At 45.6% G+C, this 18,058-nt stretch carries 14 protein-coding genes; 8 read left to right on the forward strand and 6 right to left on the reverse strand.

Going from position 1 to position 18,058, the window contains the following annotated elements:
- The first annotated feature begins 2 nt into the window (after positions 1–2).
- The 4 genes from D888_RS0114645 to D888_RS0114660 are packed head-to-tail and all read left to right on the forward strand — an operon-like array spanning position 3 to position 9,124.
- Positions 3–2,084, forward strand: a complete 2,082-nt coding sequence (locus tag D888_RS0114645) for a UvrD-helicase domain-containing protein (protein ID WP_020677319.1) — start codon at positions 3–5, stop codon at positions 2,082–2,084.
- Positions 2,069–2,815, forward strand: coding sequence for a DUF429 domain-containing protein (locus D888_RS0114650; protein ID WP_020677320.1), 747 nt, complete (start codon positions 2,069–2,071; stop codon positions 2,813–2,815). The genes D888_RS0114645 and D888_RS0114650 overlap by 16 nt, the downstream gene beginning before the upstream one ends.
- Positions 2,802–8,030, forward strand: a complete 5,229-nt coding sequence (locus D888_RS0114655; RefSeq protein WP_020677321.1) for a RecQ family ATP-dependent DNA helicase — start codon at positions 2,802–2,804, stop codon at positions 8,028–8,030. Before D888_RS0114650 ends, D888_RS0114655 begins: the two co-directional genes overlap by 14 nt.
- Positions 8,030–9,124, forward strand: a complete 1,095-nt coding sequence (locus D888_RS0114660; protein WP_020677322.1) for a hypothetical protein — start codon at positions 8,030–8,032, stop codon at positions 9,122–9,124. Before D888_RS0114655 ends, D888_RS0114660 begins: the two co-directional genes overlap by 1 nt.
- Here the strand turns inward: D888_RS0114660 and D888_RS24795 are convergent, their stop codons facing one another.
- Together D888_RS24795 and D888_RS24345 are read right to left on the reverse strand one after the other, a co-directional pair.
- Entirely contained in the window at positions 9,125–9,259 is a 135-nt protein-coding gene (locus tag D888_RS24795) for a hypothetical protein (protein ID WP_020677323.1), read from the reverse strand.
- Positions 9,256–9,402, reverse strand: a complete 147-nt coding sequence (locus tag D888_RS24345) for a hypothetical protein (protein ID WP_020677324.1) — start codon at positions 9,400–9,402, stop codon at positions 9,256–9,258. The genes D888_RS24795 and D888_RS24345 overlap by 4 nt, the downstream gene beginning before the upstream one ends.
- A gap of 187 nt (positions 9,403–9,589) precedes the next feature.
- Between D888_RS24345 and D888_RS21845 the strand changes: the two genes are divergently transcribed.
- Both D888_RS21845 and D888_RS24090 read left to right on the forward strand, forming a co-directional pair.
- Positions 9,590–10,426, forward strand: coding sequence for a metallophosphoesterase family protein (locus D888_RS21845; RefSeq protein WP_020677325.1), 837 nt, complete (start codon positions 9,590–9,592; stop codon positions 10,424–10,426).
- Complete coding sequence (locus D888_RS24090) at positions 10,404–10,859, forward strand: hypothetical protein (RefSeq protein WP_020677326.1); 456 nt, start codon at positions 10,404–10,406, stop codon at positions 10,857–10,859. The genes D888_RS21845 and D888_RS24090 overlap by 23 nt, the downstream gene beginning before the upstream one ends.
- 29 nt (positions 10,860–10,888) lie before the next feature.
- On the opposite strand, the gene D888_RS0114685 is transcribed toward D888_RS24090, so the two are convergent.
- Both D888_RS0114685 and D888_RS0114695 read right to left on the reverse strand, forming a co-directional pair.
- Complete coding sequence (locus D888_RS0114685; RefSeq protein WP_020677327.1) at positions 10,889–11,587, reverse strand: hypothetical protein; 699 nt, start codon at positions 11,585–11,587, stop codon at positions 10,889–10,891.
- A gap of 914 nt (positions 11,588–12,501) precedes the next feature.
- Positions 12,502–13,185, reverse strand: a complete 684-nt coding sequence (locus tag D888_RS0114695) for a recombinase family protein (RefSeq protein WP_020677329.1) — start codon at positions 13,183–13,185, stop codon at positions 12,502–12,504.
- 275 nt (positions 13,186–13,460) lie between these two features.
- Between D888_RS0114695 and D888_RS0114700 the strand changes: the two genes are divergently transcribed.
- Together D888_RS0114700 and D888_RS0114705 are read left to right on the forward strand one after the other, a co-directional pair.
- Positions 13,461–14,399, forward strand: a complete 939-nt coding sequence (locus D888_RS0114700; RefSeq protein ID WP_020677330.1) for a helix-turn-helix domain-containing protein — start codon at positions 13,461–13,463, stop codon at positions 14,397–14,399.
- A gap of 25 nt (positions 14,400–14,424) precedes the next feature.
- Positions 14,425–16,179, forward strand: coding sequence for an MBL fold metallo-hydrolase (locus D888_RS0114705; RefSeq protein WP_020677331.1), 1,755 nt, complete (start codon positions 14,425–14,427; stop codon positions 16,177–16,179).
- Positions 16,180–16,449: 270 nt separating this feature from the next.
- Here D888_RS0114705 and D888_RS0114710 read toward each other — a convergent pair whose 3' ends face one another.
- Together D888_RS0114710 and D888_RS0114715 are read right to left on the reverse strand one after the other, a co-directional pair.
- A complete protein-coding gene (locus D888_RS0114710) occupies positions 16,450–16,653 on the reverse strand; it encodes a hypothetical protein (protein WP_020677332.1) in 204 nt (67 codons plus the stop codon).
- Positions 16,650–18,041: a hypothetical protein gene (locus D888_RS0114715; protein WP_020677333.1), complete on the reverse strand. Its 1,392-nt coding sequence runs from the start codon at positions 18,039–18,041 to the stop codon at positions 16,650–16,652. Before D888_RS0114715 ends, D888_RS0114710 begins: the two co-directional genes overlap by 4 nt.
- Positions 18,042–18,058 lie beyond the last annotated feature (17 nt).

Below are 18,058 nucleotides of genomic sequence, written 5' to 3' on the forward strand. Positions count from 1 at the left end.
AAATGAAATTCCTTATCTCTGACACTTTTACCGACAGCCTCGCCAAACTGACTGGCGAGGAGCAAAAAGTTGTTAAGACCACAGCCTTTGATCTTCAAATGAACCCCTCTAGCCCGGGGATGAGCTTTCACAAACTTAGTAATGTGAAAGATAAGGGCTTCTGGTCTGTTCGCGTTAGCAGTGACCTTCGCATCATCGTCCACAAAACCAAACTGAGCCTTCTGCTGTGTTATGTCGATCATCATGATTCTGCATACAATTGGGCCAGTCGACGTAAGCTTGAAACCCACCCCAAAACTGGGGCGGCACAGCTTGTAGAGGTAAGAGAAACAGTCCATGAAATATCAGTTCCGGTCTATGTCCCGACGGAAGCTCTTGCTCCATCAAAACCTCTCCTCTTTGCCGAAATCAGCGCAGAAGAACTGTTTAGTTATGGTGTCCCAGAAGAGTGGCTAGAGGATGTCCGGGCTGCCAATGAGGATACGATCCTCGATTTAGCCGATCACCTGCCGAGTGAGGCTGCCGAAGCATTGTTAGATCTAGCCATTGGAGTCAAACCGCTGATTCAACAGCCTGCTGCTGCCGACACCAATCCGTTTGAACATCCTGATGCAAAACGTCGCTTCCGTCTGATGACCAATGTCGAAGAGTTGGAACAAGCTCTCGATTACCCATGGGAGAAGTGGACTGTTTTTCTGCATCCTGCACAGCGGGAATTAATTGAGCGTGAATATAGTGGCCCGGCCCGTGTTTCTGGTTCGGCCGGGACTGGCAAAACGATCGTGGCACTGCACAGAGCAGTTTATTTGACCAGATCCAATCCCGATGCGCGTGTTTTGCTAACCACCTTCTCTGGAGCATTGGCCAGTGCTCTGCGCACCAAACTGAAGCGATTGATTGGCAACGAACCACGGTTGGGCGATCGGCTTGAAGTTCATGATCTCGATACCATTGGCCAGCGGCTTTACAACTTGAACTTTGGTAAATATCAAGTTGCCTCCCGAAAAGAAATCAAGTCATTACTGGCTGAGGCTGCCGCTAACGTTGATGGGCATAAATTCACATCTCGCTTTCTGCTCACTGAATGGGAGCTAGTAGTCGATGCCTGGCAACTGGGTGACTGGGAATCTTATCGTGACGTTGTTCGGCTGGGACGAAAAACAAGATTGCCAGAGAATCAAAGGGTTCAACTTTGGACGATCTTTGAGCAAGTGCAGGGTGAGATGAAGACTCGCGGATTGGTCTCACGCTCGGACATGTTCAGCAGATTGGCGGCCAAACTTACTGAGAGTAAAAACCCGCCGTTTGATTTTTCTGTGGTTGATGAGGCTCAGGATATCAGCGTGGCTCAATTGCGCTTTTTATCGGCACTGGGGGCGGGGAGATCGAATAGCCTCTTTTTTGCCGGTGACCTTGGCCAGAGGATCTTCCAGCAACCCTTCTCCTGGAAATCTTTAGGGGTCGACATTCGTGGTCGCTCACGCAATTTGAGAATCAACTACCGCACCTCCCATCAAATCAGGATGCAGGCCGATCGTCTCTTGGGTCCTGATGTTGCCGATGTTGATGGTAACGTTGAAGAACGACGCGGGACGATCTCGGTCTTCAATGGGCCTAAGCCATCTATTTTGGAACTGGAGTCGATCGAGGACGAGATTCATTCTGTCGGGCAGTGGTTGAAGGATCGTTCAGGTGAAGGATTGATGCCACACGAGTTCGGTGTATTCGTCCGTTCAGCCGCTGAGCTGGATAGAGCCAAAGCTGCGGTTGAGGCCGCCGAACTTCCCTTAGTCGTACTCGATGAGAAGGTTGAAACGGTCAGCGGTCACGTATCGATCAGCACCATGCACTTGGCAAAGGGGCTTGAGTTTAGAGCTGTGGTTGTCATGGCGTGCGACGACGAGGTCATCCCCTTGCAAGAGCGGATTGAAACCGTTGCTGATGATGCTGACCTGCAAGAAGTCTATGACACCGAGCGACATCTTCTGTATGTGGCCTGCACTCGGGCGCGTGATCATCTGTTGGTAACGAGTGGGGATGTGGCTTCGGAATTCTTGGATGATTTGACATGCACACCTGCATAATCGGAATTGACTGTGCAACCGAACCACAAAAGCGTGGGGTCGCCTGTGCCCGTTTCGAAAACGGGGTTTGCATAGTGGACGAAACTGCAACAGGACTTACCGATTCTCAAATCGCTGATTTAGTAATTAACTGCAAAGAACAATTCAAAAATGTCCTTCTTGCTCTAGATGCACCACTTGGGTGGCCCGAAGGTTTGGGTATAGGCCTTGTTGGACACCATGCAGGTCAACATCTACCTGGCTCAGCTAATAATCTATTCCGTCGTGAAACGGATCGCTTTATCAAGAAAAGGTTTAACAAGCAACCTCTTGATGTTGGCGCGGATCGCATTGCTCGTACTGCACACTCAGCATTAAGACTTTTGGCTGAGATATCTAAAAGTCTTGGCTCTGTTATTCCTCTCGCCTGGAGCAATACCTTTTCAGATGTCGTAGCGATCGAAGTCTATCCGGCCGCGACCTTACTTGCCTATGGTCTCCCGGCCGGTGGTTATAAAAAACAAGCTGATCGAGCAATACGACAATCTATAATCAATGGTTTACAGGAGTATTTATCGGTTCCAAACATTGAACCTCTGCTTCTAAACGCAGATACTCTTGACGCCGTTTTATGCGTCCTAGCTGCGACAGATTTTATCGTCGAGTCTACCTATCCGCCAATAGATAAAGAACTTGCTCGAAAAGAAGGCTGGATCTGGGTGAAAACAAGATCGGAGAATGGCGTTGATTAATGTCAATTCCATCCTCAAAAAATGCCTTTGCCTTGACCTTGAAACCACCCTTGAAGGCAAAATCTTCAAGATTGGTGCTGTTTATCAAGAGGGTACTTTTGAGCGGCAGGGCAAGTTTAATCTACAAACTGCCTTGGCTGAACTCGATCAATTCGGAGCAGGTGCCACCTATGTGCTTGGGCACAATTTGCTTGGCCACGACCTCCCTCTGCTGGAGACAGTTTCACCCAATCTCTCGCTGCTCAAAAAGCCGGTTATCGACACCCTTTACCTTTCGCCACTGGCATTTCCGGAAAATCCCTATCACCGTCTGGTCAAAGATTACAAACTCGTCCGTCAATCTATCAATGACCCGGTAGCTGATGCCCAACTTGCCGCATCGATCTTCGCCGACCAATGGGAGGCTTTCGAAGAGCTACGTCATCACAGCCCTCAGGTGATCGATTTCTATCGTTTCTGTTTTGAAAATTCAGAAATTAAAGCGGTCCGCTGGGATGGTTTGAGTGAGGTTTTCAAGTGCCTGGGAGCTGCAACCATCGAGCTGGAAGATTCGCTGAGAACCTTCAACGAAATTACGGTTGATAAGGTTTGTACAACAGCGTTGAGGACTGTCGCCAAACAGTACGTCTGGGACCCTGCGGAGTGTGCGACACTCGCATACTGCGTTGCTTGGCTACGGGTCGCTGGTCACAATTCGGTACTTCCCCCCTGGGTACGGCATCGCTTCCCCAGTACGGTTTCAATTCTCAGGCAGTTGCGAGACATCCCGTGCACTGATCCCAATTGTGACTATTGTCGTTTGAATCACGACCCGGTAGGGCAATTGGAGCGTTATTTCGGTTTTTCGGCGTTCCGTCCGGTTCCCGCAGCCCCAGATGGTTCGAGCCTTCAAGAATCAATTGTTCGCCATGGCATGAGTGACCAATCCCAGTTGGCTATCCTCCCAACGGGCGGCGGAAAATCACTTTGCTTTCAGATCCCTGCTTTGGTGCGAAACTTTCGACGCGGCACTCTGACGATTGTTGTTTCACCTCTTCAGGCGCTGATGAAAGATCAGGTTGACAATCTAGTCGCTAACACCGGAACCCCCTTTGCTGCCGCGCTTTACGGGATGCTGACACCACCTGAGCGTGGTCAGGTTCTTGAGTCGGTTCGAATGGGTGACATTGCGATTCTGTATGTTTCTCCTGAACAGTTACGCAATCGTTCGTTTAGGGAGGTTATCAGTCAGCGTGAAATCGGCTGCTGGGTTTTTGACGAAGCCCACTGCCTATCCAAGTGGGGCCATGATTTTCGCACCGATTACCTCTACGCCGCACGCTTCATTCGCGAATTTTCCCAAGAGCAAAAGGTTCCAATTCCAGCGATCGCTTGCTTCACTGCCACTGCTAAGAAGGATGTTTCGGAGGAGATCGTCGATTATTTTCGGCGCGAGTTAGGTCAGGAACTTCGTCTGTTTGAAGGGGGTGTCGATCGTAACAATCTACACTTTGAAGTACAGACCGTCGGTCGTGCTGAGAAATTCGAAAGGGTCTATGACCTACTCGCAGATCGCTTGGATTCGGAAGGCGCCGCTGTTGTTTATGCCGCCACGCGCAAAAGAACTGAGGAGATCAGCGAGTATCTGGTTAAAAAAGGGATTGTTTCTGACGCCTTTCACGCTGGGCTGAAGGCTCCGAATAAAAAACAGATTCAGGAAGATTTTATCGCCGGGAAACTTCAGGTGATCTGTGCGACAAATGCCTTCGGCATGGGGATCGACAAGGACAATGTCCGCCTGGTTATCCATGCCGAAATACCTGGTTCTCTTGAGAATTACCTACAAGAGGCCGGTCGTGCGGGTCGGGATCAGCAGGATGCCGAGTGCGTGCTGCTCTATGATGAACAGGACATCGAAACCCAATTTAAGATGGGGGCTTTCTCCGAGCTTACCTTAAACGACATCATGCAGATCCTGCGTGGCTTAAAAAAAGCCAAAAGAAATCGAGCGGGGGAAATAGTCATTACCACGGGCGAGATCCTGCGTAGCGACGCGGTGGATACCAGTTTTGACTCATCAGATAACTCGGCTGACACTAAGGTTAAAACGGCTGTTGCCTGGCTTGAACGAGCCGGGATCGTTGAGCGTAACCACAACAGCACCGGTGTATTCCAGGGGCGCCCTGCGATAAAAAATATTGAGGAAGCACGGGAGAAAATATCGGCACTGAATCTACCGGCGTTGACTAAACGCCGTTGGTTTGCAGTTCTTGCGGCGTTGATGAATGCAAATCCCGATGAAGGTCTTAGTGCCGACAAATTGGCAGAATTGCCGGAATTTCTCGACGAACCCATACCGGATGCCGAAGGGAAAAAATCCCTTCAGGAAAATTCTGATTCGCAACGTATTCTGCAAACCTTGAACGATATGGCTGAGGCAGGCCTTATCAAAAGAGACCTTTTATTGACCGCTTTTGTCCGTTACAAGGTTGGCAACCACTCGTTGTTGGCTTTGGAAAAGGTCTGCACCTTAGAAAAAGCGTTGCTGAAATTGCTTCAAGAGGAAGAACCCGATGCTGAAGGGTGGCTCCACCTCTCGCTGCGCCGTTTGAATCAACGTCTCCTGGATGAAGGATTCATTAGCATCCCTGAGTTCTTATATTCTATTTTCAATAGCCTGGCACGTGATGGTCGTGGCTTGGCCGGTCAAAGGGGTAGTCTGGAGCTGAAGTCCTTCGGCACCGATCTGTACCGCGTTAAGCTCCATCGTGGCTGGGATGCCCTAATAAAGACCTCAGAATTGCGCTCTTCTTTAGCAAAGAACCTGCTTGATGCAATCATCGCTAAGATCCCCGATTCAACCCCCGCTAGCGCAAGTATTCTGGTGGAGTTTTCACTAGACGATCTTGTTGCAGCTCTAAAAGGAGATCTATTCCTCTCTGGGCAGGTCAAAAATGAACTGGCCGCAATCGAACGTGCGTTGATGTTCCTCCACGAGCAAGAAGTCATCGTTCTCCAGCAAGGCCTGGCGGTGTTTCGGCAAGCCATGACAATTAAACTTTTAGAACAAAAGCGTCGTTACACCAAAGGGGATTACAGCCCACTGGCCGACCACTACAAGGAACGAACCTTTCAAGTTCATGTGATGAATGAGTATGCGCGCCTGGGAGCTGAAAAGATTCAGATTGCGTTGGGTTTGGTTGCCGCTTATTTCACCATGGACAAGTTTGATTTTGTAAAACGCTTCTTTGCTGGGCGCAAAGAAATTCTTGATCGCGCAACGAGTCAGGAATCGTTCCGAAGGATCGTCGACAATCTCGAAAATCCCGTTCAGATGGCAATTGTCTCTGCCCCAACGACCGAAAACATGTTGGTTCTGGCTGGCCCAGGGTCTGGGAAAACCCGCGTTGTTGTCCATCGTTGCGCCTACCTGTTGCGGGTTGAACGCATACCCTCCAAAAGTATTCTTGTGCTTTGTTTCAATCGGCAGGCCGCAGGGGAATTGCGCCGCCGCTTGTGGGACCTGATCGGTCCGGATGCTATTGGTGTGACGGTTCTTACCTATCACGGCCTTGCTATGCGACTGACGGGGACCTCCTTTGCCGATCGTCTTTCTAAACAAGCTGATGAGGTCATTGATTTTGATCAGCTTATCGATAAGGCTATTCGTCTCTTGAAAGGGGAGGAGGATATCCCGGGGGTGGTACAGGATGATCTGCGTGATCGCCTATTGGCCGGTTATCAGCATATTCTGGTGGATGAATATCAGGATATTGACCAGCGACAATACGATCTGGTCTCCGCCATCGCAGGCAGAACGCTTGATGATGACGATGCTAAGCTGACGATTATGGCTGTGGGTGACGATGACCAGAATATCTATTCATTTCGCGGGGCAAATGTCGCATTTATCCGTCAGTTCGAGGAAGACTATCAGGCAAAATTCCAGTACCTCGTCGAAAATTTTCGCTCTACCGCCAACATTATTGCAGTTGGAAATGCCCATATTTTCCAAAACCAGGATCGGATGAAGACCGAATATCCGATTCGTATCAACAAAGGTAGAGAGCGACTTGATGCTGGTGGTGACTGGACGCACCTCGATTCGTTTACTAAAGGTCGCGTGCAGATTCTCGCAGTTGAAAATCGCCAGGCACAGGCCAATATTCTGGTTGCTCAACTGGAAAAACTTAAAAAACATAATCCGTCCCTTCAGTGGTTTGATTGTGCGGTTCTGGCACGCACTCATGAAGAACTCGCACCTATCCGTGCAGCCCTTGAACATGTCGAAATACCGGTTGCGTACGGGCGGCAGGACTTGAGTTTACCAATTGGTCGCGTGCGAGAAATCACCCAGCTCTTTGATGCCTTGGAACCTTTAAGAAATGAATTAAAGCGGGCCAGAGATCTCGAGCATATTCTGGCTAAGATGCCAGGCCAGAATTCTGGAAAACCAAACATTTGGTGGGAATTGTTAACGGTTTGTCTGCAAGCCTGGCATGAAGAAACCGGTAATGCGGAACTGCCGGTTAAGCATGCCATCGATTATTTGTGGGAAGCCCTGGCGGAACAGAAACGGGAACGTTTTATGGGCCGAGGCGTTTTTCTGAGCACCGTTCATTTCGCCAAGGGAATGGAATTCGACCATGTCTATGTCTCCGATGGTGGCTGGGACGCACACAATGGCGAGGGTGAAGAGGAACGTCGAGTTTACTACGTAGCAATGACCCGAGCTCGGCAGACCCTGACTCTTTTCGAAAGAGATGATGATCCAAATCCATATTGTAAAGTTTTGGTCGATAAGCTTCCGGGGGATAAGGTGTTTTCGGTGCGGCCGGTCGTTGATAACCCTTTACCTGAAGCAATCTTACGCCGTCGTTACGAGATCGTCGGACTACGTGATGTTTATCTAGATTATGCAGGACGTCTCTCGGAGTCAGACGCAGTTCACCAGCACCTCACTAATATCGGGGTCGACTCATTGGTTCAATTAAAAGCCAAGGGTGAAAAGTTGGAAGTCTGTACCCAGTCCGGTCATCCCATCGCCATGCTATCCAAAGGGGCAAGCGAACGATGGACCAAAAACCTTAATCTCGTAGAGAGCCTGAAGGTTATTGCGATGGTTGAACGACGCGCTGATGATTCGCAAGATCTTGATTATAAAAAACTCCTGAAGGTTGATCGCTGGGATGTGCCTGTTTTGGAGGTTGTTTGGGCCGAGGGGTGTGATCTTTAGTGCTATTACCACCAGAATTTATCATAAATAAATGTCTTAACCTTCGTTTGGATGTTGAGGGTCGCCGTGAAATTGCACGAATCTATGGGTGCGGCGAACCTAATGTCAGAAGGTGGCTGAGAGACAATTCCTTCCCAGATGATGCGCTAGAGAAAATCACGGAGCACTTTGAAGGTTTAGGGGCGAATGATCTCGCTAGGGATATTCAGGGCATAAGTGACGAACCATACACTGCCGAATTGGCTGCAACCAAGTGGCTGCTTTTCTGTCAGGGAATGCTCGCTCATAAAGATGTCTTTCTGGCTGGTACAATAAGGGAGTTAAAGGATTTCTCTGAAGGACAGATTAGCTCCATAAAAAAAGTACGGAGTCTGCCGACTTCCCAACGATTTGATGCGTATAAAACATATTTCGCGGATACCCTTGCGCCCAAGTTTTGCTTGCCGATATCAAGTGTTAAGACCCTGCAACAGGGCACTGACTGGGAATCAATCAGGCCGGTTGCTTTGTGGTTTGCCGCTGAGTTACTCATCTATTTTATGGCTATGGCAGAAGTTGAGTGCCTAAATGCCTATTACAATATTCGTGAGTCAAAACTTATTGAGTGGGTCTTGCCAATACAGAAAAAAGGGAAAGCTGTCCTCCCTCTGAGGGTATTTTTCGGTAACTTTTTTGATAGGTGTATCTCCCGAGGAGACTTTCCGAACCTTGAAGCTATTGCAAAGAAACTCACTGTTGTTAATCGTGGTGATGCCGCTACCCATATAACTAAGGATAGCGCTCTGAGGGAAATCAAAAGAGCGAAGTATCAGGGCAAGGCCCCTACCTTCGAAACGGTCGCTGCATGGTTCGATGCCCTTGCTCCCGTTGGTATTTATCCCACTGACGAAGACAAAAAAATGGAAAAGCGATTACTGCTTGACGGGTTTGGAGCGGCAAGAATTTTCGATGGCTTCTATCGTGACGCTATAAATGAGATCTCGGAAGAGCAACTTCTTTCTCACTTCGAAAGATATGATGACTGGTACAAATTTCACTCTGAACGGTTCGAAAAGTCCGGGGGCGAAGTTGGCACTCCACCCCCGGCAAACTAATCACTCGTCGTCATCTTCATCGTCACGATCGTCCCAATCGTCAGGCCGTTCATCATATCCGCGTGATTCCCAGTAAGCATCATTGTTTTCATTGAGTTGATTGGAGTGGTTGTCCATATCGTCTTTGTGACTCATTTGTCTCTCCTTTTCTGCTGGTCTCTTTTCGCGACAATTGATTCAGCCGTGGCTGCAAAATCGCCTTTTCTGATCTGGCCTCCTTGTGTTTTTGCCTTTCCGCCCTTAATCCTTTTTACGTCTTCTACTGTAAGCTTGCTCATCGAAATATCCTTTCTATGGTTGGGTTGATGAGATAGTAAGAAGACTACTTGTCCTTGGCTTTAATTTATATGTGACAACGACTGTAAATCACAAATAATGTGGTATTCCGATAGGTTACAATTTAGGCTATAGTTGGTTTAGCGATGAAAGATCGTTTTCCTTGAAAAGGTCCCGATTGGATTCATTATGAAAATTGCATGGCTAACGGACGTCCACCTTGAATTGGTAAATCAAAAATCAAGGAAAGTCCTTTTTGAGGAAATTGCTGAGGCGCGACCGGACCTCATTTTGCTTGGTGGTGATATTTGCAACTCAGAATTTCTCGAAGCCTGGTTGTTGAAGCTGTACCAGAAAATTCAGGTTCCTATCTATTTCGTCCTAGGCAACCACGACTTTTACAAATCATCGATATGTGAGGTCAGAGGTTTGGCTCGCAGCATAACCAAAACCCATGAACAAATAAGTTGGCTACCTGAAGTAGGTGTGGTTCCACTCACCGATGATGTCGGACTGATCGGGCACGGATGCTGGGGAGATGCCCGGGTTGGCTCATTTTTCAACTCACCCCTCTCTTTGAACGATTTCAAATATATTCAAGAGCTGTCCAGTTTGAGTAAGCATGGACAACTCGAACAAATTAAGCGGTTAGGATCAGAGGCGGCTGAGTATCTTGAATCTGCGGCGGCAATGGCTGCTAAGAATTATGGGAAAGTCGTCGTGCTTACCCATGTTCCACCTTTTCCAAAAGCATGTTTTTACCTGGGCCGTCCGTCGAAAGAAGGATTGCCATTTTTTTGCAGCAAGGCGGCGGGTGATTCTTTGATAAAGGTTGCAGCAAATAATCCCCAGACTCATTTCTTGGTTTTATCGGGGCATACACATGATGCAGTCGAAGTGAAAATTACGGACAATTTAAAGATTATTGTTGCCGAAGCTGAGTATGGCAGACCCGATTTTAAGATGCTCGACTTATCAAATATCTTCAGTAAATGGCAAGGAGATGAACAACTATCACCTAAATAGATATACATCGATTAGGTATCTACCAGGCCACCTGATTGGATGCTTTGAAAATGACCACACCCTATGCACCTGGAAAGGAAACTCCTCTATACCCTCCTCCACTTTTATAAAGTGGCTACCCCTAGGGCAGAATCGGAGAGATGCAGAAATCTGCTTTGCCTTGAATACGACTACATCTTTTCTGGTGCCCGGCAGGCCCAAAACATTGCGAAGGTTGAAGATGTGGAGTCAGCCTGCCGAGGATCTTTGGGCCGACCAGCAGTGCCTCATACCCGCCCTGGCGATTAGGGATCTATTGAAAATCGACATTTACAGAGATGAGTTTGAACGAGATCTAGCCATGTCCATCGGAGATGGGTTTGCTGCCGAGAGGGTCATGCCGCATGACTTGGTTGATGAGGCAATAATTCTGACAGCAAAAAGCGATTTTTGAATTAAAGCAGCGTCTTTTCGATTTGCAAATTAGCTAGCTGATTTTTGTGTCCAGCGGTCTTTACCATCAGCAGATAGCTGTAAAGACAGTTCGATGTTTCGGTATACCTTGATAAGTTTATTAACCAACTTGACCATGTTGTCTACCGAAGGATCGGCAGGGTCAAATTTACTGAAAATTCTTTTGATCTTGTCTCCCTCTGACCGTGTTTTTATTTTTATCCCCAGGTACCGTTCGGATTGAGACGCAAGCATTCCAAAATGATACGTATCAGTAACTGAGCAGTTCCCTTTTGATAGACCTTTGCTCTTATAATTCCGGAGACAACTTTTCAGCTCGAAAGTAAAGATTTCTGGAAAGCGTTTGCATTGAAAATCCTCAACATAGAAATCATTAGCTGCCCGCAAAAGAGGAATCAAATCATCTTGAAGATCAACGGATAATGTTTCGTCATAATCAAGTGCAGAAAAAATCACGTGGTGTTTTTCGGCTAAATAGGCATGAAGAATCTCGTGAAAAAAGTCGTAATGTTGTAATAGGTCACAACTTGAAAGAAAATCTTCAGGTAAATTGATGGAATGAATCTTATTTTGAGAGCATGAGTAAATTGAGAGCGCGTCATCATCATCCCCAGGATATCTTTCAAGCGGCCATTTTATCTGACAAAGATATTCTTCTATGACTGTCTTAATGGCAGTAATGGCAAATTTCTGATTGATGCTGTACATCTGAACTCCTCGACTAATTAGACAATAAAATGTGAGCGCGCCCCTTGCACTAGAACATTGTTGCTGAACCAACTGTAAAAGGGATGGCATTTTCTATTGAATTTTCTTGCATGTTGTTTTTCTTTTTTGTGATTCATTCTGATGGTTTGTATGTCGTTACGAGCTACAAGGCTGATACATCTTGATACGGATTGCAAGGGTTTTTTTTCGTTAAAAATGAATAAAATCATATAGTTATCTATCGATAAATACCGACAGATAACTATAGATATCGATATCTATCGACAGATATAAATATCGATAAAATTTAAATATTTGATTTTAGGTGATTTTTTGAAGTATCAAATTCCGAAGAGGGTCTTTGTTCGACATGATCTGGTGGATGGATATCGCTACGCCTAGATGGGGGTCATGCTTGGAGATTTCTGCTCACCGGACCATGTCCAGCTCAATTTCTTTTATACACAACATTGCTGCCAACAAAATGACACATTGATGCAGACCATTAATAACACCACAGCGGCAAAGGGAAGGTTTGGTTCGGGGGACAGCGACCGCAAAAGGGCTGGTTTGTTAATCGTAGCTAATCTATCATCAGCATATACGACGAGGTGAGCGAGCATTCCATAAGTAAAATATCCAGAAAATCAATCAACATTATTCTTGACCCGCACACTTATGCTTTTGGGGAGGTAAGTGCCACTGCGGATTACTTCCAATTCCCGGTTTTGAATGCTTTTGAGGAAACAAAGCCCACTTTCAGACCCTGAAACGTATTTACTTTGATTAAATCAAAAGGGTTGAGGCGATTGATAAAATCCTCCGGGCGCAAAAACCATCCTAAGTTACTGAAATTGCAAACAACTTAATTCATGGGAGAGCTTTGCCACTGCCCTTATACTGAGACCTCCGAGCTAGAGGCCCTCTATTCGCTCGATAACATTTTTCACGGCACAGGCCGTCCAAACAGCTTTGCCTCTCGCGGTCAGAATTCCTTCTTTGCTGAGTACACGTGCAATGGCATGAAGACTCAGTCCTTCAGCCCTTAATGGAATAATACGTTCAATACAGTCCTTTGCAAATACATCCGCTTTGGATTTAATGGATTTCACCCCTGCTATACGTCCTCGCTCAGCTCCCGCTATTGTAAGGTTGTCTGGATTTCCTAATTTCACACCACGAGCCTTCGCGGCGGCGAGCGCGTCTATAGTGCGCCGACTTATGGCCCGGCGCTCTTCTTGCGCGACAAGTGCCATAATTCCAATCGTCAATTCATTTGCCGTAGGCATGTCCACAGCAACAAAGTTCGCACCAGACTTCTGTAGTCCTATAAGAAAATGTGCATCACGACTGAGTCTGTCCAGTTTAGCGATCAAGAGCGTGGCGCCGGTCGCCTTACAAAGCTGAAGAGCCTCTTGAAGTTTCGGTCGGTCATCTTTCTTTCCACTCTCGATTTCAACATACTCTTTAAGCAGAGTCCATTGACCGCCATTCAGATAATTATCAATGTTAGTGCGCTGAGCTTCGAGACCAAGTCCGCTTGCACCTTGTCGAGAGGTGGATACTCGGAGGTAACTAATATATTTACCCGTTGCCATATGCCTCCCCTAACCTCCGCATAGAATCGTCAGTCGTTCGTTTTCTGATTTTACATAGATGAATTCTCTTGTCAATTAACGATTCGTACGCATCAGGTTATATCGATTTTCTTTATCGCAAAAATTCACAATTATTTATGATATTTCACGATAATATCAATTGCGGTGCTACGGCTAGGATATTAGGCTTGCATTACCGGTTGAATTCAACACGAAACAAATTTCGACAAAGCCTGAGGCGTGGAATTAATTTGCAGAAAGACATGGAGACCTTAATGACTACACAACCAGATAACGCAAAACACCCAAACACAAGGGCACTCATTACAAGAGCAATTGAGACGTGCGGATTGACTCAGAAGCAAATCGCCGAGATCTGCAATGTCCAACAGAGTGTCGTGAGCGGCTGGAAGGCTGGAAAGATCGTAGCGAGATGGAAACAAGTCAGACCGCTAATCGATAAATACGGAGATGTGCAAGGAGAGAAGACAAGCAATACCTACTGCCGAGTCATGAACTCCACCTACGTTCTGGGTGGAGAGGTAATCTCGTATTTACAAGATGTTATGACGAGCACGTATATGCACGAAAGCAGTCTTGCAGCAAATAGTGCCGAGGACAAAAACATCAAAGCTATTTTGGAGCACAGCCATTCGATACTTAAAGATATGAGTAAGGCCATTGAAGATCTGGGCGAGATCCGTTTCGAAACGGAAGGTGAAGTTTATGGATTCATCAGCAAGTTCAATAAAGGTGATTCCAGAGATTTTTATGATGAATTCATAATCACTAAAAGAGTCCAGTCGAACATCCTCAGGTTGGCGCATAGATATGAAAAAGAATATGTGAAGATTTATGGAGAAAACATATTTGAATACACTTTTTATGCCCCGAAAGGTGATTTTAAAGATAAATACGCCTGGATGAAGTGGTCCGTAATCTCCTCTCTTGATGGGCTTCTTACTTGGGTAGTTAGCAAGCAGAAATGTGATAGAGGCATAACTGAAGTAGACAGCAACCATGAACACGCGGCATGGGTGTCTGAGATATATGAAAGCATAGATGCCGAAGAGTTGATTCGAAAATCCGAGAGTTACAGATTCGAACCTTCGCACGAATGTTTTGTCGATAGAGACATTCTGCTGTTTTCACTGATCCATGCATTCTCCAAAAATGGCTACGACATGGAAATTGTCAAGTCTCTTGGTCAATAACTAAAAAAACATAAAGGGGATTTATATGCTTAAAGTAAAATTCGTAGGTGCGGTTGAGGGCGTTTCTGGTTCATGTACCTGGCTACATCACACCGATTCGGACACTCAGTTTCTAGTCGACTGCGGTATGAACCAGGGAAGCACTCTTGATGCATGGAAAAACAATCAGCCCTTCCCGTTCAACCCGTCGCAGATAAAGTATGTACTGCTGACACATGCCCACATTGATCACTGCGGATTAATACCTAAACTCGTGAAAGAAAACTTTTGCGGCGTGATTTATGCGACACGTGCCACCCGCGAGTTGACAGAAATCATGCTACGCGACTCAGCAAAGGTCAACGGGACACCCAATCACATTAAACTCATCGAATCAATCAACTGGAGCATTCTCGACGATGACCTTGGATTTAAATGGGGACGAGTCATCAGAATGGCAGAAGGGCTTCGATTCTCGTTCCTAAGAAGCAGCCACATATTGGGCGCATGCTGTATCTCTGTTTCCTGGATGGTAAAAGATGCTGAGGAGAACTTTGACAAGGAGAGCGAAAAAAATATTTTCTTCAGCGGAGATATTGGTTCTCAAAGTGACGAGAACCCTTACCTTCCCCTGATGAAGGCAGGGCATAACCCTTTCCCAAATACCAACTTCATTGTGACCGAAGCAACGTACGGCAGCAGAATAAGGTCAACAGAAATTCAGTGTGCAGAAACACGAAGGAAACGACTAGCCGACACAATCCTTCATACCGTCTACAACAAGAAAGGGAAAGTTATCCTCCCTGCTTTTTCTTTACACCGTACCCAAGAGCTTCTGGCGGATCTTCATTGGTGGCTATCCGAGGGATGGGCAAGTTCTGACCAAGCTGATCTTATGGGGAAATTGGTAGATGGGAAATACGAGAACCCTCTTAGGATCTGCGTTGACTCACCCCTTGGATATAAGGTGACAGAAGCATACAAAAACAACTTATTTCAGCGTTCTCCAAACGGGAAGTACAAGTATTTAAAAGATCCTCCTTCCGATGACTCATGCTCAAAATTTGAGAGCTTTATGAATGATTTATTTGAGGCTCAGGGCAGTTTTTATAATTGCGGTAATCTTATAAAACTCTTCAATCCTGAATCTAAACAAAAGCCAAAAAATGTTTGCAATAAGCAGAAAAAGCAAATCAATAAATCGGAACGAAAATTTGAGGTATACCCTGTTATCGTGGCAAGCGCGGGGATGTGTGGTGCCGGCCCCGTTGCAGAGTATCTTGAACGGTTTGGCAACGATCCAGCGAATACCATCATTCTCACAGGCTATCAATCGGCAGGCACACCTGGCAGATTTTTAATGGAAAGAGCGACAATACAATGTTCTGACCCTGAGAGGTTACCTGAGGGCAAAGCTGAAGTCATAGACATGTCAGGATTTTATTCTGCCCATGCAGATCAAAATATGCTGCTGGATTCTCTTTTTTCCCTTGGTGGTTACAAACAAAGCACACCAGCAAAGGTGCTTATCAATCATGGTGATGTGGAAAGCAAAAAGAGTTTGGAAGAGGCCATTCGAAAAAGGATTGCGCTAAAGATACCAAATGAGCGGGTTGTAAATGATGTCAACATCGCTGATGCTCGATGGATTGATCTAAACAGTGATGAATATCTACCAGAGATTCCCGTCAGTGATGCATCAAGTGCAGAGGAGATAAAACTGAACATGGTAGAAATAAAATCTGAAATGAGGGAACTTCAAAAAATGTTGGCCCAATTGCTGGAAAGAATCGCCGCCTGATCTTTGGCCTCAAAAGCACAACTCTAAAACAGCCTTATCGTAACAATCGAGATCTGACCTGACAGACATTGTCTGACTGAGGGGCTTTCAGAGATTTTAGCAATCTCGATAAACCAGACATGAAAACGGCCACCTCAGAAATGGGGTGGCCGTTTTTGTTTTGCAGGAAATTTGAGATTCTGTTTTACTCTACTGAGGCCGATATCCTTGCCATGTGAGGTTCTGCTACCCACAAATAAAGGCCAGCCACAAAACAATGGAGATCTCATATTACCCTAGCATTTTAGTCCTACTTAGTTCTGCGATTTTTGCACAGCGAGTTCTTTCCTCGGCAAGGTAAGAAGAAGATTCATTTTTTAATTCCTCCCTTACAGTAGAAAGTCCATTATTCCAAGCATCCTGACGCTGATCATTGACCTTTTCAAACTTCCCAAGAATACCTTCTTCGTGACCTAATCTCTCCAACAAAGTCATTGAAGCCTCCTCAGATTATTTTTATACATTGGTTCTACCTGCTCCTTTAGCTTAATGGCTGGTCCAGTAATTCCATCACCATGCGGATTAACGCTGACCTCTGAACCACTTTTTAAACTTATGAAGTTGCCCTCGTAATGTTTAAGCATTGTCGCATCAAAAATAATTCTATTGCTTACCAGGCATTTTTTATATTCATCAATTGTTGAATATTCTGCCACCCAAATGAATTTGGGCATTTGCAAATGAGTGTGGATCTCTCTATAAATATCATCTTTAGAGTATACATTTACGGACTTTTTAAATGACCTGCTGGAAGTTATAAAAACTCTCCTAACTAATGTTTTGCCTTCTTCAAGGTTCAGAAGATTTTTCTCAAGGGAGGGTAAAAGTCTATCATATAAAAAGTCCACATCCAGATACATTTTTTGGTAGAAAGGGACAACTAATACATCAATATCTTCAAGCTTGATGTATCCATCATTCTCATAGTTATAAGCCTTCCTGTATGGAAGATGGTTGTCGTCGGACAGAATAACGCTTTCAACAAGGTCACAACTATCTACAACTCCTTGCCCCTCACTAAAAACAGAGTCAATATCTGATAACTCACCATGCCCAACAATTGCCACAGCATGCTTTTTTTCTCTCAATCCAGCGATGTATGGGATTCCTGATTCAATAAAAGTGTAAATCAACCTATTAAATTCTTCGGGTTTATATATAGCATCCTCAGAAGAAATTTCACGAACATATACTTCAGGGTCAAATCTGTTTTTTTGTAAAATCTGGGCAATCTGTTCTATCGTCGCTCCCCTAGAGGGGATTCTCCGTGTTGGACTGTCGTGAACAGTAATTTCGTGTAGAGTTTTTTCTGGATAAAATGGGTATTTTTGACTGAAGTATCTAACCACGCTCCAAGCAGCGATATGGGCACAAATTGAAACATTGCCATCTTGCTGCATCCACGGAAAGGCCCAAACTGTTAGTTCATTTCCTTTGAACAATACGGAATATTCTGCAAGGCAATAATAGCCTCCGCTGAAGTCTTTCAGCGCTTTTGGACAGAGATATGATCTACCTATCGTATATACTTTTGTATCTCTTAGAGTTAGGAAACCGGCATAGTTATTTTGTGAAGAATTGTCCTTATCGTAAAAAAGATGAAGCCTTACAGAGTCCCTAGATATCTTTTCAAACCTTTTAGAAAAATCATTATAGTAAGTATCTCTGAAGTCCTTATCTACATATGGATATTCTAAAATTATTTCATTTATTTCGTTTGATATGTGTTTATCAAGTTCATCTCTGACGAAGTCAGGCATATAGCAACCAACGTCTGCCTGAATATCCGCGAAATTTCTTCGATAAGCTTTGTAATGTATCATCCCCACCCCATTGAACA

Source organism: Geopsychrobacter electrodiphilus DSM 16401 (assembly GCF_000384395.1).
Lineage (GTDB): Bacteria > Desulfobacterota > Desulfuromonadia > Desulfuromonadales > Geopsychrobacteraceae > Geopsychrobacter > Geopsychrobacter electrodiphilus.

What these genes read in the sequence shown, in the direction of transcription:
- D888_RS0114645 (WP_020677319.1), top strand. Translation starts at nt 3, where the DNA reads ATGAAATTCCTTATCTCTGACACTTTTACCGACAGCCTCGCCAAACTG.
- D888_RS0114650 (WP_020677320.1), top strand. Translation starts at nt 2,069, where the DNA reads ATGCACACCTGCATAATCGGAATTGACTGTGCAACCGAACCACAAAAG.
- D888_RS0114655 (WP_020677321.1), top strand. Translation starts at nt 2,802, where the DNA reads ATGGCGTTGATTAATGTCAATTCCATCCTCAAAAAATGCCTTTGCCTT.
- D888_RS24795 (WP_020677323.1), bottom strand. Translation starts at nt 9,259, where the DNA reads ATGAGTCACAAAGACGATATGGACAACCACTCCAATCAACTCAATGAA.
- D888_RS24345 (WP_020677324.1), bottom strand. Translation starts at nt 9,402, where the DNA reads ATGAGCAAGCTTACAGTAGAAGACGTAAAAAGGATTAAGGGCGGAAAG.
- D888_RS21845 (WP_020677325.1), top strand. Translation starts at nt 9,590, where the DNA reads ATGAAAATTGCATGGCTAACGGACGTCCACCTTGAATTGGTAAATCAA.
- D888_RS24090 (WP_020677326.1), top strand. Translation starts at nt 10,404, where the DNA reads ATGAACAACTATCACCTAAATAGATATACATCGATTAGGTATCTACCA.
- D888_RS0114685 (WP_020677327.1), bottom strand. Translation starts at nt 11,587, where the DNA reads ATGTACAGCATCAATCAGAAATTTGCCATTACTGCCATTAAGACAGTC.
- D888_RS0114695 (WP_020677329.1), bottom strand. Translation starts at nt 13,185, where the DNA reads ATGGCAACGGGTAAATATATTAGTTACCTCCGAGTATCCACCTCTCGA.
- D888_RS0114700 (WP_020677330.1), top strand. Translation starts at nt 13,461, where the DNA reads ATGACTACACAACCAGATAACGCAAAACACCCAAACACAAGGGCACTC.
- D888_RS0114705 (WP_020677331.1), top strand. Translation starts at nt 14,425, where the DNA reads ATGCTTAAAGTAAAATTCGTAGGTGCGGTTGAGGGCGTTTCTGGTTCA.
- D888_RS0114710 (WP_020677332.1), bottom strand. Translation starts at nt 16,653, where the DNA reads ATGACTTTGTTGGAGAGATTAGGTCACGAAGAAGGTATTCTTGGGAAG.
- D888_RS0114715 (WP_020677333.1), bottom strand. Translation starts at nt 18,041, where the DNA reads ATGATACATTACAAAGCTTATCGAAGAAATTTCGCGGATATTCAGGCA.